This window comes from Rhodococcoides sp. S146-33, from assembly GCF_059489205.1.
Genome location: NZ_JCAJWY010000014.1, coordinates 1 through 15,257, shown reverse-complemented (window position 1 = coordinate 15,257; position 15,257 = coordinate 1). Strand labels below are relative to the sequence as shown.

Below are 15,257 nucleotides of genomic sequence, written 5' to 3'. Positions count from 1 at the left end.
CGGTTCCGTAGCGTGGAGTCACGAACGCCCACGGTGACGGGAGCAACGAATGAGTGAATCCGGAGCAGACGGCACGGCGTCCGATCTGCAGGTTGTGAACGACGTCCTCGCGGCGGTTGCCGGTCGACCGCGGCTGGCCCCGGTAGCGGCTGCGGCCGCCGCATTGGCCGCCGAGTTGGGCACCGCCGAGCCCGAACCTGCTGGACCCGATCGCGGCGCGCCGCCCGGAACGGTGCCCGATGTCGACGTTCCGCAGATCACGAGGCCTCGCATCGATCAGCCGCTCGGAGATCCGCCGCCCGGGGCTCCACTGGGCGGCACGGTGCCGGGCATCATCGATGCGGAATTGGTCGACGATATGCCCGTCGGGGCAGGCGGTGGGTATACAGGCGATGCCGCCGGCGGCTTCACCGAATCCGGAGTGCCCACCTGGGACGGTGTCCGCGAGAGGGTGGACCATCGTTCGGGAACGGCCGTCGGAGCCGAGGAGTTGGACCGGGAGTCCCGGGCCGGTCAGGATCTGGACAAGCAGTGGAACGACCGTCAGGAAGCCGGCCGCAAGAAGCTCGACGAGATCCGTAAGTCCATGGGTGGAAGCTGACACACCGGACCCGTTCATGAATGAGCTTGCATGATGCTGCATAATAAACCGCATGACTATTTCGGAGGCCGTGCCGAGGCGCATTGCGGTAGCGGGCGCAAGTGGGTACGCCGGCGGTGAAATTCTTCGGCTTCTGCTCGGGCACCCGGCGGTGCGCGACGGTTCGCTGGTCATCGGTTCCCTGACGGCCGGCGGCAATGCCGGCTCCACGCTCGGAGAGTTCCATCCGCATCTGTTGCCGCTGGCGGACCGAGTTCTCGGTCCGACCACCGTCGACGAGCTGGCCGGCCATGATGTCGTGTTCCTCGGGCTCCCGCATGGCAAGTCCGCCGAGCTTGCACTCGAGCTGCCCGAGTCGGTGGTGATCATCGACTGCGGCGCGGACTTCCGCCTCACCGACGGTGCGGCCTGGGAGAAGTACTACAAGAGTCCGCATGCGGGCAGCTGGCCGTACGGGTTGCCGGAGCTGCCGGGCCTTCGAGAGCGTTTGGTCGGTGCGACCCGCATCGCGGTTCCCGGCTGCTATCCGACGGTGTCATCTCTCGCGCTCGCGCCGGCCGTTGCCGCCGGCATCATCGAGCCGCGGGTCAATATCGTTGCCGTGAGCGGTACATCGGGTGCCGGTCGAGCTCCCAAGGCCGACCTCCTGGGGTCGGAGGTGATGGGCTCTGTTCGGGCGTACGCGGTGGCGGGTGCCCACCGACACACGCCGGAAATCGTGCAGAATCTCTCCGCCGTTGCCGGCAGCGCAGTTGCGGTGTCGTTCACGCCCGTTCTCGCGCCCATGCCCCGCGGAATTCTGGCGACCTGTACCGCGATCACCACTGCCACTGCGGAGCAGGCGGTCGAGGTGTACGAAAAGGCTTACGCTGCAGAACCCTTCGTACACGTGCTTCCCGCCGGCCGTCTTCCGCAGACCGGTTCGGTGATCGGCTCGAATGCCGTACAGATGAGCGTGTCGGTCGATTCCGACGCAGGCCTGCTCGTCGTCATCGCTGCCATCGACAATTTGGCCAAGGGAACGGCGGGAGCCGCCGTTCAATCCATGAATCTTGCACTGGGAATCACCGAGACCGATGGTCTCTCTACGGTAGGAGTAGCGCCATGAGCAGCGTTCGCAGCGAGGCAGAGGCCACCGACTCGGCTGCAGGAAAGCTCGTCCGTACACAGGGAGTCACCTCGCCTGCCGGGTTCCGTGCGGCCGGAATTCCTGCCGGTATCAAGGTGAGTGGCAGGTCGGATCTGGCCCTGGTGTTCAACGAAGGACCCGACTTCGCGGCAGCGGGTGTGTTCACCCGCAACAAGGTCAAGGCCGCTCCGGTGCTGTGGTCCCAGCAGGTGCTCTCCACCGGGCGGTTGCGTGCGGTGATTCTGAACTCCGGTGGTGCCAACGCCTGCACGGGTGCGCCCGGGTTTCAGGATGCGCATCGTACGGCCGAGGAAGTGGCGTCCGCGCTGAGCAATTGGGGTTCGGAGACCGGGGCCATCGAGGTTGCCGTGTGCTCGACGGGCCTGATCGGTGACCGGCTGCCGATGGACAAGCTGCTGCCCGGTGTGACCGAGGTGGTGCATGAACTCGCAGGCGGAATCTCGGGTGGTACCGATGCGGCATACGCGATCATGACCACGGATACGGTGCCGAAGCAGGCGGCGATTCATCACGTCGACAAGTGGAACGTCGGCGGTATGGCCAAAGGTGCAGGCATGCTGGCACCCTCGCTGGCCACGATGCTCAGCGTCATCACCACCGATGCCGTCGCCACCGCGGAACAGCTCGACAAGGCCCTGCGTGCGGCCACTCGGCTGTCCTACGATCGGCTCGATGTCGACGGCGCGTCCTCGACCAACGACACGGTTCTCCTGCTGTCGTCCGGGGCCAGTGGAGTGGCACCGTCTCAGGACGACCTCGACGCCGCGGTCCTGGCGGTGTGCGACGACTTGGCCGATCAGATGATGGCCGACGCGGAGGGCGTGACCAAGCGAGTCAAGATCACCGTGTCCGGTGCGATGTCGGAGGACGAGGCCCTGATCGGCGCACGGACCGTTGCCAGGGACAGTTTGACCAAGACGGCGTTGTTCGGTTCGGACCCGAACTGGGGACGGGTGCTCGCTGCGATCGGTATCGCGCCGATCGCACTCGATCCCGACCGAATTGCGGTGTCGTTCAACGGTAATCCCGTGTGCATCGACGGCGTCGGCGCGCCGGGTGCTCGTGAGGTCGACCTGTCCGGTGTCGATATCGAAGTGACCATAGACCTCGGTCTCGGTGCCGGTTCGGCCACCATTCGAACCACCGACCTGTCGCACGCATACGTCGAAGAGAATTCGGCGTATTCGTCATGACTTCGGCAGCCCTGCAGTTGACGGCCGCGCAGAAGGCGTTCACTCTCGCCGAGGCTCTGCCCTGGCTGCAACGATTCTCGGGTAAAACCGTCGTGGTGAAGTACGGCGGAAACGCCATGATCGACGACGATCTCAAAAGGGCGTTCGCCGCCGACATGGTGTTCCTGCGTACCGTCGGCATCCATCCCGTCGTCGTACACGGTGGTGGACCGCAGATTTCGGCGATGCTCACCCGGCTCGGGTTGACGGGCGAGTTCCGCGGCGGATTCCGCGTCACGACGCCCGAGGTCATGGACGTCGTGCGAATGGTGCTGTTCGGGCAGGTCGGCCGTGAACTCGTCGGCTTGATCAACAGTCACGGGCCGTATGCCGTCGGCATCTCGGGCGAAGACGCGCACCTGTTCACGGCGACCCGGCGAACCGTGCTCGTCGACGGCGACCAGACCGACATCGGTCTGGTCGGCGACGTCACCTCGGTGGATCCGAAGGCGATCTTCGATCTCATTGCGGCCGGACGTATTCCGGTGGTATCCACCATTGCTCCCGACCGCGACGGCGTCGTGCACAACATCAACGCCGACACCGCCGCGGCCGCACTGGCGAGTGCCATCGGTGCCGAAAAACTGGTCGTGCTCACCGACGTCGAGGGTCTGTACACCGCGTGGCCGGATCGCACTTCGTTGACGTCCGAAATCGATGCGTCCGCGCTCGATGCGTTGCTGCCCTCACTCGACGCCGGGATGGTGCCGAAGATGGAAGCGTGCCTGCGCGCCGTTCGAGCAGGTGTGCCGACTGCACACGTCATCGACGGGCGCGTCGAACATTCGGTTCTGGTGGAACTCTTCACCGGCCAGGGGATCGGCACCATGGTCACCCCCGATCACTCTTCTACGTCAGGAGTCATGCCATGACCGGCACGGAGTCCACGCTCGATCTTCAACAGCGGTGGTCGAATTCGCTGATGGACAACTACGGCGTGCCGCGTGTGGCGCTCGTCCGCGGTGACGGTGCAGTGGTGACCGACGCCGACGGCAAGCAGTACCTCGACCTTCTCGCCGGTATTGCCGTGAACATCCTGGGCCACGCCCATCCGGCGGTGATCGAGGCGGTCAACACGCAGCTGTCCACGCTGGGACACACCTCGAATCTGTATGCGACAGAACCCGCGATCGCGTTGGCCGAGCAGTTGCTCGCCCACCTCGGAACAGGCGCTACCGGACGAGTGTTCTTCTGCAACTCCGGCGCCGAGGCCAACGAGGCGGCCTTCAAGATCGCGCGGCTGACCGGCCGGCCCAACATCGTCGCGGCGGAGAAGGCCTTCCACGGACGGACGATGGGTGCTCTGGCACTGACCGGGCAGGCAGACAAGCGGATACCGTTCGAGCCGATGCCTGCCGGTGTGCAGCACGTTCCCTACGGGGACGTGGCCGCACTCGAAGCCGCCGTCGATTCCGATACCGCCGCAGTGTTTCTCGAACCCATCATGGGTGAGGGCGGTGTGGTGGTTCCGCCCGAGGGATACCTCCTCGCTGCGCGCGAGATCACCGCGAAACACGGTGCACTGCTGGTGCTCGACGAGGTGCAGACCGGAATCGGTCGAACCGGGTGGTTCTACGCCCATCAGTCTGTCGGCATCGTGCCCGACGTCATCACGCTCGCGAAGGGCCTGGGCGGTGGCCTTCCCATCGGTGCGTGCATCGGTATCGGAGCCGCGGGGGAACTGCTGCATCCGGGTAAGCACGGCACCACTTTCGGTGGTAATCCCGTGTGTGCCGCTGCCGCGCTTGCGGTGTTGCGCACCATCGCCGACGAGGATCTCCTCTCCCGTGCCGACAGCATCGGCAAGACCATCGCTCACTCCATCGAGGCCCTCGAACACCCTCTCGTCAGCCATGTCCGGGGATCGGGGCTCCTTCTGGGAGTTGTGCTCACCGCTGCGATCGCGCCGGCAGCAGAAGCGGCCGCGCGCGACGCAGGCTTTCTTCTCAATGCCGCGCAGCCGGACGTGCTCCGACTCGCACCACCACTGATCATCACCGAAGAGCAAGCCGCGTCGTTCGTGACGGCATTACCGGCAATTCTCGACGCAGCACAGGAGGCTCATCAGCCATGACCGTTCAGCACTTTCTCCGCGACGACGACGTCACCCCACAGCAGCAGGGCGAGATCCTCGCTCTGGCAGCCGAACTCAAGCGCGCACCGTTCTCGAAGCGCCCGCTCGAGGGTCCGAAGGGTATCGGCGTCATCTTCGAGAAGAACTCCACCCGTACTCGCTTCTCCTTCGAGCTGGGCATCGCGCAACTGGGCGGGCATGCCGTCGTGGTCACCGGAAGCGATACCCAACTCGGTCGCGAAGAGACGCTGCAGGACACCGGCCGGGTGCTCTCGCGCTACGTCGAGGCAGTCGTGTGGCGGACTTTCGGGCAGAAGCGGCTCGAGCAGATGGCAACCGGCGCAACGATTCCCATCGTCAACGCCCTGTCGAACGAATTTCACCCGTGCCAGGTACTCGCCGATCTGCAGACCCTGATCGAGCACAAGGGGAACCTGAAGGGGCGCACGTTGGCCTATTTCGGTGACGGTGCCAACAACATGGCGCACTCGCTGCTCATCGGCGGGGTGACAGCAGGGCTGAACCTCAGGATCGCCGCACCCAAGGAATTCGCGCCGCTCGGGTATGTTCTCGACGCCGCCCGTGCGCGCGCCGAAGAAACCGGGGCCACCATCACCATCACCGAAGATCCAGACGAGGCCGCTGCCGGTGCCGATGCGCTGGTCACCGATACCTGGACGTCGATGGGCCAGGAGAACGACGGTCTCGATCGTGTCGCTCCGTTCCGGCCGTATCGAATCGACTCCGATCTCCTGTCCAAGGCCCAGTCCGACGCTGTGGTGCTGCACTGCCTCCCCGCACATCGGGGCGAGGAGATCACCGACGAGGTTCTCGACGGTCCACAGAGCGTCGTGTGGGACGAGGCGGAGAACCGTCTGCACGCGCAGAAAGCTCTGCTGGTCTGGCTGCTCGAACAGGCCCGGCGACCATGAGCGAGGACGTCAGTGCGATGCCGTTGACCGCGTCGACCCGGGCAGGCAGGCAGGCGCGGATCATCGCGTTGCTGGCCACGCATCAGGTACGCAGTCAACCGCAGCTGGCGTCGTTGCTCGCAGCCGAGGGGATCGACACCACTCAGGCCACACTCTCGCGGGATCTCGAGGAATTGGGTGCGGTGAAACTGCGCGCTCCGGACGGCGGAGTGGGCGTGTACGTCGTGCCCGAGGACGGTAGCCCGGTCCGCGGGGTGTCCGGCGGCACCGACCGCCTCCTGAAGTTGCTGGGGGAGTTGTTGGTGTCCACCGATCACAGCGGTAACCAGGCCGTGCTCCGAACACCGCCCGGCGCGGCGCACTACCTGGCCAGCGCTCTGGATCGTGCTGCGATGCCCGAGATAGTCGGGACCATTGCAGGTGACGACACGATTCTGTTGATAGCCCGCGAGCCACATACCGGTGGCGAGGTCGCGGACAAGATCGAGAAGCTTGCTCGACGCGGAAACTGAGATCCAGTTTCCCATCATGCGCACCAAGAACAACGAAGGAGCTTGAACACCATGGCCGAACGCGTCATCCTCGCCTATTCCGGCGGACTCGACACCTCCGTCGCCATCAGCTGGATCGGGAGGGAGACCGGCAAGGAGGTCGTCGCTGTCGCCATCGATCTCGGTCAGGGCGGGGAGGACATGGACGTCGTGCGTCAGCGTGCACTCGATTGCGGCGCAGTCGAATCCGTTGTTGTCGATGCTCGGGACGAGTTCGCGGAGGAGTACTGCCTGCCGACGGTGCAGTCCAATGCGCTGTACATGGATCGGTACCCGCTGGTGTCGGCCATCAGCCGTCCGTTGATCGTCAAGCACCTCGTGGAGAACGCGCGGGCGCACGGCGGAACCGTTGTCGCACACGGGTGCACAGGTAAGGGCAACGATCAGGTTCGGTTCGAGGTCGGCTTCAACACTCTCGCCCCCGAGCTCGAGGTGCTGGCGCCGGTCCGCGACTATGCGTGGACCCGAGAGAAGGCGATCAAGTTTGCGGAAGAGAACGACATCCCGATCAACGTGACCACCAAGTCGCCGTTCTCGATCGACCAGAACGTCTGGGGCCGTGCGGTCGAAACCGGATTCCTCGAAGATCTGTGGAACGCGCCGACCAAGGACGTCTACGACTACACCGAGGATCCGACGGTCAACTTCCAGGCCCCGGACGAACTGATCGTCTCCTTCGACAAAGGTCGTCCCGTCGCGATCGACGGCCGTCCGGTTTCGGTACTCGAAGCGATCCAAGAGCTCAACACTCGCGCGGGCGCGCAGGGTGTCGGCCGCCTCGATGTCGTCGAGGATCGACTCGTCGGCATCAAGAGTCGTGAGATCTACGAGGCACCGGGAGCCATGGTGCTCATCCGCGCGCACGAGGAGCTCGAGCATGTGACCCTCGAGCGCGAACTGGGCCGCTACAAGCGCCACACCGATCAGAAGTGGGCCGAGCTGGTGTACGACGGATTGTGGTACTCGCCGCTCAAGGGCGCTCTCGACACGTTCGTCCAGCACACGCAGGAGCACGTGTCCGGCGACATCCGTCTGGTCCTGCATGCAGGAGGCATCATCGTCAACGGGCGTCGTAGTGGCGAGTCGCTGTACGACTTCAATCTCGCGACCTACGACGAGGGCGACACGTTCGACCAGTCCGCGGCCAAGGGATTCGTTCAGCTGCACGGCCTGTCCTCGAAGATCGCAGCGAAGCGGGACCTGGGCCTGTGACAACTTCGGACAGCGCACACGGAACCAACGAAGGCTCGCTCTGGGGTGGCAGGTTCGCGTCCGGGCCGGCCGCGGCTATGGCGGCTCTGAGCAAGTCGACGCACTTCGACTGGGTACTTGCGCCCTACGACATCCGAGCATCGATGGCGCATGCGCGCGTGCTGAACGGTGCCGGACTGCTCACCCCACAGGATCTCGAGACCATGCTCGACGGTCTGCAACGCCTCGCAGACGATGTCGACTCGGGCGCTTTCGCAGCAGCGGAGACCGACGAAGACGTGCACGGTGCTCTCGAGCGCGGGCTCATCGACCGCGTCGGACCCGAGATCGGTGGCCGGCTGCGCGCAGGCCGATCGCGAAACGACCAGGTGGCGACGCTGTTCCGAATGTGGCTGCGCGACGCGGTTCGCCGGGTCTCCGTCGGCGTTCTCGATGTGGTCGATGCCCTGGCAACTCAGGCTGCGGCGCACCCGACGGCGGTCATGCCGGGCAAGACTCATTCGCAGGCAGCCCAGCCGGTGCTGCTCGCGCATCATCTGTTGGCGCACACTCATCCGCTGTTGCGGGACGTGCAGAGGTTTGCCGACTTCGACAAGCGAGCGGCGGTGTCGCCCTACGGTTCCGGTGCGCTCGCCGGTTCGTCTCTGGGCCTGAGTCCGGAGAAGATCGCGGCCGAGCTCGGGTTCGAGTCGTCCGCCGAGAACTCGATCGACGCCACGTCCTCGCGTGACTTCGCTGCGGAGGCCGCATTCGTGCTGGCGATGACGGCGGTGGATCTGTCTCGTTTCGCCGAGGAGGTCATCTCGTGGAGCACCCCCGAATACGGATACGTGACCTTGGCCGACGCATGGTCGACGGGCAGCTCCATCATGCCGCAGAAGAAGAATCCCGACGTTGCCGAACTGACCCGCGGAAAGACCGGCCGTTTGATCGGAAACCTGACCGGCCTGCTGGCCACGTTGAAGGCGCAGCCCCTGGCCTACAACCGCGATCTTCAGGAAGACAAGGAGCCGGTGTTCGATTCGGTGGCGCAACTCGAGCTGTTGCTCCCGGCGCTCACCGGATTGACGGCGACGCTCGAGTTCCACACCGAACGCATGGCCGAGTTGGCACCGGCCGGATTCACGCTGGCCACCGACATCGCCGAATGGATGGTGCGGCAGGGTATTGCCTTCCGCGTTGCCCACGAGGCGGCTGGAGCGTGCGTCCGGGCGGCGGAAGCGCGGGGCGTGGGTCTGGTCGATCTGACCGATGACGAGCTGGCCGCGATCGATCCAGCACTGACTCCGAATGTTCGCGAGGTGCTGACGGTAGAGGGTTCCATTTCGTCGCGTGATGCTCGCGGCGGCACTGCCGCGGTGCAGGTGGCGCATCAGCTCGGTGGTGTGCGGGCGAGCGCTTCGACGCTTCGTGCGTGGGCCGAGGAACCGGTGTTGCAACACTAGGCGAGCAAGGGACATCCACGCCGGTTCCGTTGAATGTGATGTGAGAAGCTTTCGTCACGTGAAGACCGATGCCGGTCGTTCCGTCGGGGCCGAACGCAGGAGTGTAGTTGTGGGACTGAATGCAGACGCCGTACGTGGTCCACTGCGCCGTGCCATCGCCACGGCCCAGAACGGTCTCGAGGTCATTCGTCTCGGTGGTCTCGAAACCGAGGTGGACCCGTCGCCGTTCCGGGTGATGGACCGGGAGCCCATGTATCGGTTGCGGCGATACTTCCCCGACGACGTGCCTGCGGATAGTCCTCCGGTGGTGCTCATTCCGCCGATGATGGTGTCCGCCGATGTCTACGACGTCACGACCGATCAGGGTGCAGCCGGGATTCTGCACGGGATGGGCCTGGATCCATGGGTGGTCGATTTCGGTTCGCCGGATACCGAAGAGGGTGGGTGGAGCCGTACTCTCGCCGATCACGTCGTGGCGATCAGTGAGGTCGTCGACAAGGTGCACGAGTACACCGGCCGAGACGTTCACCTCGGTGGCTACTCGCAGGGCGGGATGTTCTGCTACCAAGCTGCTGCCTATCGAGGGGGCCGAAACCTGGCCAGCCTCATCACGTTCGGAGCGCCGGTCGACACGCTGGCCGGGTTGCCGCTGGGAATTCCGGCCGGCGTTGCCACTCGGGGCGCAGAGTTTCTCGCCGACCACGTCTTCACCCGGCTGGCTGTCTCGGGATGGATGGCGCGGACGGGATTTCAGCTCCTCGATCCAGCGAAAACCGTCCGATCCCGCCTGGATTTCCTGCGGCAGTTGCACGACCGTGAAGCATTGTTGCCGCGCGAGCCGCAGCGACGCTTTCTGGCGATGGACGGGTGGGTGGCGTGGTCCGGCCCAGCCGTGGCGGAGCTGTTGAAGCAGTTCGTCGTGCACAACCGCATGATGACGGGCGGGTTCGTCATCAAGGACAGGTTGTTGACTCTGGCCGAACTGACGGTGCCGGTGCTGGCTTTCGTCGGCGAGGTCGACGACATCGGTCAGCCCTTGGCCGTACGCGGAATCCAGCGAGCGGCACCGCGCGCGCAGGTCTTCGAGACGACTTTGCGCGCAGGCCATTTCGGCCTCGTCGTCGGCAGTACGGCAGCTGCACAGACGTGGCCGACGACGGGCAACTGGATTCGGTGGCGTGAGGATCTCGGACCGAAGCCCGAGGCTGTCCGTGTGATGGAGCGCGAGGACCACGGAGATTCCGACAGCGGTGTGTCGATCACCAATCGTTTGATCCACACGGCGGCCTCGATTGCCGAGGTCGGCGTCGGCGTCGGCCGGGGGCTGGCATCGGCCGCGACCGGCGCGGTACGAGGCACCCGTGAAATTTCGTCCGAGGCCGTGCGGACGTTGCCTCGACTTGCGCGGCTCGGCCAGATGCAGCCGCACAGCCGAGTGTCGTTGGGGCGCTTGATCGCCGAGCAGGGGCGCAAGTCTCCGAACGGCGAGTGCTTCCTGTTCGATGACCGCGTGCACACCTACGACGCGGTCAACGTTCGTATCGACAATGTGGTGCGCGGTCTGATCAGTGTCGGGGTGCGGCCCGCGTCGCGCATCGGTGTTCTGATGGAGACCCGTCCCAGTGCGTTGGCCGCCATGGCGGCCCTGTCCCGAATCGGGGCGGTGCCTGTTCTGTTGCAGCCGGGCAGCGACCTGACTGCCGCACTCCGGACGGTCGACGTCGATACGGTGATCGCCGATCCCGAGAACGTAGCGGCCGCAGTACCGGTGACACCGAATGTTCTGGTACTCGGTGGTGGCGAGACCCGCCGACTCGAGATTCCGACGGGATACGAGGTGATCGATCTCGAGTCCATCGATCCCGACTCGGTGCGCTTACCTCAGTGGTACGAGCCCGATCCGGGCCGCGCTCGTGAACTGGCGATGATCCTGTTCACGACGACCGATCGTGGACTGGAACCCCGATACATCACCAATCACCGCTGGGCGCTCTCGGCATTCGGTACGGCGACCACGGCTGCGCTCGGTCCTGGCGATACCGTGTACTGCCTTGCGCCGCTGCACCATTCGGCTGGAATTCTGGTCACGATCGGGGGCGCGCTCGCGGGTGGGTCTCGGATTGCGCTCTCCCGCGGTCTCGACCCCGAGCGATTCAGCGAAGAGGTCTACCGCTACGGCGTGACCGTGGTCAGTTACACGTGGACGATGATGCGGCAGATTCTGGACGACGGTCGTTTCCCGGTCGATTCCGGCCACCCGGTTCGCCTGTTCATCGGTTCGGGCATGCCGGTCGGACTGTGGCGCCGCACGCTCGCTCGGTTCAGCCCGGCTCGGGTGCTCGAGTTCTACGCATCGACCGAGAACGACGTCATTCTTGCCAACGTTGCTGGATCGAAGATCGGTTCGAAAGGTCGCCCCCTGCCCGGCAGTGCCCGGGTTGCCCTTGCGGCCTACGACCCGATCACGGGCAGACTGGAAGAGGACGACGACGGTTTCGTTCGGCAGTGCCGTGACAACGAGATCGGGCTTCTCTTGGGTCGACCGAGTGGCGAGGGCGAGGCGACCAGCCATGTGATGCGTGGTGTTTTCGAGCCTACGGACGCGTGGATTCCCACCGAGAATCTGTTCCGACGCGATTCCGACGGAGATTACTGGTTGATCGACCGCAAGGACACCGTCGTACGGTCGTCGTGCGGTCCGGTCTACACCCAGCCCATCGTCGATGCTGTCGGCGATCTCGACCAGGTCGATTCGGCTGTGGTGTACGGCGTACACGTCACCGGAGATCGCCCGCGGTCGGTTCGTGCCGACGCTGCGGCCACCGAGGTCGCTGTCTGCGCCATCTCGTTGCAGCACGAAGCTGTGATCACCGCTCGTGCGTTGACGGACGCGCTCGGTGTGCTGCTCCCAGCCGAGCGTCCGGCGATCGTGCACGTGGTCTCCGAGATCCCGGTGGGCCGCGCGTACCGACCCAATGCGACGGCGCTGAAGGAAGCGGGCATCCCGACGCCCAGTGCTCGGTCGTGGTTTTACGACTCGGAGTCCAACAGCTACCGCCGTTTGACCAAAGCTGTTGTCGCCGAACACTTTGTGGGTAGGGGCGAGTCCGCCGAAAAGTCCTCCTAGGAGTCGAGCCTGCAGGAGCGGCTCGAAGATCAGGAGTGGAGCCTGCAGGGAAAGGCTCGTTCGGTAGCGTGGTCGAGTACATCACTCCGGCTCGATCGGAGCAGAACGAAGGACACTTGTGGCAATCGATTCGACACTGCTTTCCATTCTCGCGTGCCCGGTGGACAAGGGTTCGCTGTTGCTGGTCGAGGGCGAACTGCTCTACAACCCGCGACTGCGTCGCGCATATCCGATAGAGAACGGCATCCCGGTCCTGCTCGCCGACGACGCGCGTGATGTGGACGACGCCGAGCACGAGTCGATTCTGGCTCGGGCCACCTCGTAAAACTCCTGCTTGCTCGCGGGATCGAGCGGCGTAGTGACGAGTCCGATCCGGTCAGGGTGGCAGCGGTGAACTTCAGGTGTTCGCACAGAACCGGCTGAGGGACTACGACGACCGGCACGAACTGGACGGCTTCATTTTCGGTGCGAGCCAATGCGCCGTACTCCCGACAGGCCTGCAAGTTTCCATCGGATGCCGTAGTCATGGCCCCGTCGGCGCGTTGTCGTCGAGGGCGCAGCATCATGGGACGGGTGAACGTCGCTGACTTGGAAAGAGCAGGGCCGGACGACGCAGCCCAACGCATTCTCGGGGCAACCGTCCACGCAGGCGAAGTGTCTCTGCGCATCGTGGAAGTAGAGGCATACGGAGGTCCACTGGATGGTCCGTGGCCCGACCCGGCGGCGCACTCCTTTCGTGGTCAGACACCTCGTAACGAGGTGATGTTCGGGCCGGCGGGCCGGCTGTACGTGTACCTGAGTTACGGCATGCACCTATGCATGAACGTCAGCTGCGGTCCGGACGGGACGGCCGCCGCCGTGTTACTCCGTGCGGGTGAAGTCGTGGCCGGTCACGACATCGTCGACAGCAGGCGCGCCGGCCGCAGTCCACGGTCTGCGCGGGTGGAGGCCGGCTGGGCCCGCGGGCCGGGCAATCTCGGTCGAGCCTTGGGCGTCTCGCTGGCGGAGAACGGAACGGAACTGTTCGACGCCTCGTCCGCTGTCACCCTCCAGCTACTCCCGCGCCCGATGCCGGAGCAGGCTGTCGCGTCCGGCCCACGTGTCGGGGTGAGTCTGGCAGCTGACCGACCGTGGCGCTTCTGGATTCGTGGATCTTCGGCGGTATCGAGCTACAAACGCAGTCCCCGGGCCGCGGTGCCCGGTGGCCTGGAGGCCTGACCGACGGGTCGATGCGTCGATGCGGGAAGATCGACGTCGTGAGTGAGAACATCATCGACGAAATGACCTGGCGCGGACTGATCGCGCAGTCCACCGATGTGGACGCGCTGAGGAAGGCGACGTCCGAGGGTCCGATCACGCTGTATTCCGGTTTCGATCCGACCGGTCCGTCGCTGCACGCCGGGCACTTGGTGCCGTTGCTCGCTCTCAAGCGGTTTCAGCGGGCCGGACATCGGCCGATCATTCTCGCCGGCGGAGCGACGGGACTGATCGGTGACCCTCGCGACGTGGGGGAGCGGACCATGAATTCTCCCGAGGTCGTCACCGAGTGGGCAACGCGAATTCGAGGTCAGCTCGAGCGTTTCGTCGACTTGGACGACAGCCCCACGGGTGCGGTGGTGGTGAACAATCTGTCGTGGACGGGCGAGCTGTCCGCCATCGATTTTCTGCGCGATATCGGCAAGCATTTCTCGATCAACGTGATGCTCGCCCGCGAGACGGTCAAGAACAGGCTCGAGAGCGACGGAATGTCGTACACCGAGTTCAGTTACATGCTGTTGCAGGCCAACGACTACGTACAGCTTCGCCGTGAGTACGGCTGCAGTCTTCAGATCGGTGGCTCCGATCAGTGGGGCAACATCATTGCCGGTGTGGAACTGAACAGACGCCAGGATGCCGAGTCGGTCCACGCAATGACCGTTCCCCTGGTCACCTCTGCCGACGGTAAGAAGTTCGGCAAATCCACCGGTGGCGGCAGCCTGTGGCTCGACCCGGAGATGACGAGCCCGTATGCCTGGTACCAGTACTTCGTCAATACCGGTGACGCGGACGTCGTGAAGTACCTGCGTTGGTTCACATTCCTTTCGAAAGAGGAGTTGGCCGAACTCGAAGTCGCCACTTCGGAGCGTCCGCACGCGCGCGAAGCACAAAAACGTCTCGCCGCGGAAATGACCACCCTCGTACACGGGGAAGAGTCGACTCGATCGGTCGAACTCGCCAGTCAGGCACTTTTCGGACGTGCAGAACTGGCAGAACTCGACGAGAAGACTCTCGCCGCCGCGTTGCAGGAAGCATCTGTGGCCGACATCGAGGTCGGTGCTCCGAAGACCATCGTGGATCTGCTTGTCGCCACGGGACTGAGCGACAGCAAAGGCGCGGCTCGGCGTGCGGTCAAGGAGGGCGGCGCATCGGTCAACAACGTCAAGATTTCCGACGAGGACTGGACGCCCACCGCCGACGATCTTCTTCACGGACGGTGGCTGGTGGTTCGACGCGGAAAGCGGAACTTCGCCGGTGCGCGGGTCTCGAGCTAGCTTCGCTCGTTGTCAGTGGCCGGAGTCACATCCATGTAATTTGGTTTCTACGCCCGTCGGGTGGGTAGTCGACCAGTTGCGACCAGGCTGTTCACACGATTCGCGTGTGAACGACCTGGGGATTTGACGCGTTGTTATCCGGGGCGTAACTTTGTCCAGGTCAGAGCGACACGGACGCCAGCCCAGACCGCAAGGCCTGAGCGAAGCGGAGTTCGCTTTCGACGACATGGAGAGTGGAGCCGCAAGGTTCGACTTCCTTGGATGAGAAGCCAGTTTGACTGTGCTCGACCATCTGATCTAAACTGGAACGGTTGCCCCGGACATCTACGAGCATCTGCTCGATGGTGAATGGTGTGTGCGTGTTCTTTGAGAACTCAACAGTGTGTCGATGAATGTCAGTGC

14 protein-coding genes are annotated in these 15,257 nt (G+C 64.5%); 13 read left to right on the top strand and 1 reads right to left on the bottom strand.

Features of this window, described 5'->3' with window-relative positions; all coding sequences use genetic code 11:
* The first annotated feature begins 49 nt into the window (after nt 1–49).
* The 13 genes from AC5WEY_RS25820 (at nt 50) to tyrS (ending at nt 14,855) form a co-directional block, all read left to right on the top strand.
* Nucleotides 50–601, top strand: a complete 552-nt coding sequence (locus tag AC5WEY_RS25820) for a hypothetical protein (protein ID WP_495648110.1) — start codon at nt 50–52, stop codon at nt 599–601.
* Between the two features lie 52 nt (nt 602–653).
* Nucleotides 654–1,709, top strand: a complete 1,056-nt coding sequence (gene argC, locus AC5WEY_RS25815; RefSeq protein ID WP_495648109.1) for an N-acetyl-gamma-glutamyl-phosphate reductase — start codon at nt 654–656, stop codon at nt 1,707–1,709.
* A complete protein-coding gene (gene argJ, locus AC5WEY_RS25810; protein WP_495648108.1) occupies nt 1,706–2,944 on the top strand; it encodes a bifunctional glutamate N-acetyltransferase/amino-acid acetyltransferase ArgJ in 1,239 nt (412 codons plus the stop codon). The genes argC and argJ overlap by 4 nt, the downstream gene beginning before the upstream one ends.
* Nucleotides 2,941–3,855 carry an acetylglutamate kinase gene (argB, locus tag AC5WEY_RS25805; protein WP_495648107.1) on the top strand — a complete coding sequence of 305 codons (915 nt, stop codon included), beginning with the start codon at nt 2,941–2,943 and terminating at the stop codon, nt 3,853–3,855. The genes argJ and argB overlap by 4 nt, the downstream gene beginning before the upstream one ends.
* The gene (locus AC5WEY_RS25800) at nt 3,852–5,057 is read left to right on the top strand and encodes an acetylornithine transaminase (protein WP_495648106.1); all 1,206 of its coding nucleotides are present in this window, start codon (nt 3,852–3,854) and stop codon (nt 5,055–5,057) included. The genes argB and AC5WEY_RS25800 overlap by 4 nt, the downstream gene beginning before the upstream one ends.
* Nucleotides 5,054–5,989 carry an ornithine carbamoyltransferase gene (argF, locus tag AC5WEY_RS25795; RefSeq protein ID WP_495648105.1) on the top strand — a complete coding sequence of 312 codons (936 nt, stop codon included), beginning with the start codon at nt 5,054–5,056 and terminating at the stop codon, nt 5,987–5,989. Before AC5WEY_RS25800 ends, argF begins: the two co-directional genes overlap by 4 nt.
* On the top strand, nt 5,986–6,501 hold the full coding sequence (locus AC5WEY_RS25790) for an arginine repressor (RefSeq protein ID WP_057476212.1): 516 nt from the start codon (nt 5,986–5,988) through the stop codon (nt 6,499–6,501). Before argF ends, AC5WEY_RS25790 begins: the two co-directional genes overlap by 4 nt.
* Before the next feature lie 51 nt (nt 6,502–6,552).
* Nucleotides 6,553–7,752, top strand: a complete 1,200-nt coding sequence (locus tag AC5WEY_RS25785; RefSeq protein WP_495648104.1) for an argininosuccinate synthase — start codon at nt 6,553–6,555, stop codon at nt 7,750–7,752.
* Nucleotides 7,749–9,197 carry an argininosuccinate lyase gene (gene argH / locus AC5WEY_RS25780; protein ID WP_495648103.1) on the top strand — a complete coding sequence of 483 codons (1,449 nt, stop codon included), beginning with the start codon at nt 7,749–7,751 and terminating at the stop codon, nt 9,195–9,197. The genes AC5WEY_RS25785 and argH overlap by 4 nt, the downstream gene beginning before the upstream one ends.
* Before the next feature lie 109 nt (nt 9,198–9,306).
* Nucleotides 9,307–12,324 carry an AMP-binding protein gene (locus AC5WEY_RS25775; RefSeq protein WP_495648102.1) on the top strand — a complete coding sequence of 1,006 codons (3,018 nt, stop codon included), beginning with the start codon at nt 9,307–9,309 and terminating at the stop codon, nt 12,322–12,324.
* A 118-nt stretch (nt 12,325–12,442) separates the two neighbouring features.
* The gene (locus AC5WEY_RS25770; protein WP_032378947.1) at nt 12,443–12,649 is read left to right on the top strand and encodes a Trm112 family protein; all 207 of its coding nucleotides are present in this window, start codon (nt 12,443–12,445) and stop codon (nt 12,647–12,649) included.
* A 239-nt stretch (nt 12,650–12,888) separates the two neighbouring features.
* The gene (locus tag AC5WEY_RS25765; RefSeq protein WP_495648101.1) at nt 12,889–13,542 is read left to right on the top strand and encodes a DNA-3-methyladenine glycosylase; all 654 of its coding nucleotides are present in this window, start codon (nt 12,889–12,891) and stop codon (nt 13,540–13,542) included.
* 38 nt (nt 13,543–13,580) lie between these two features.
* Nucleotides 13,581–14,855: a tyrosine--tRNA ligase gene (gene tyrS, locus AC5WEY_RS25760; protein ID WP_495648100.1), complete on the top strand. Its 1,275-nt coding sequence runs from the start codon at nt 13,581–13,583 to the stop codon at nt 14,853–14,855.
* Nucleotides 14,856–15,015: 160 nt separating this feature from the next.
* On the opposite strand, the gene AC5WEY_RS25755 is transcribed toward tyrS, so the two are convergent.
* A partial coding sequence (locus tag AC5WEY_RS25755; RefSeq protein ID WP_495648099.1) for a hypothetical protein occupies nt 15,016–15,257 on the bottom strand: 242 nt, incomplete at its 5' end.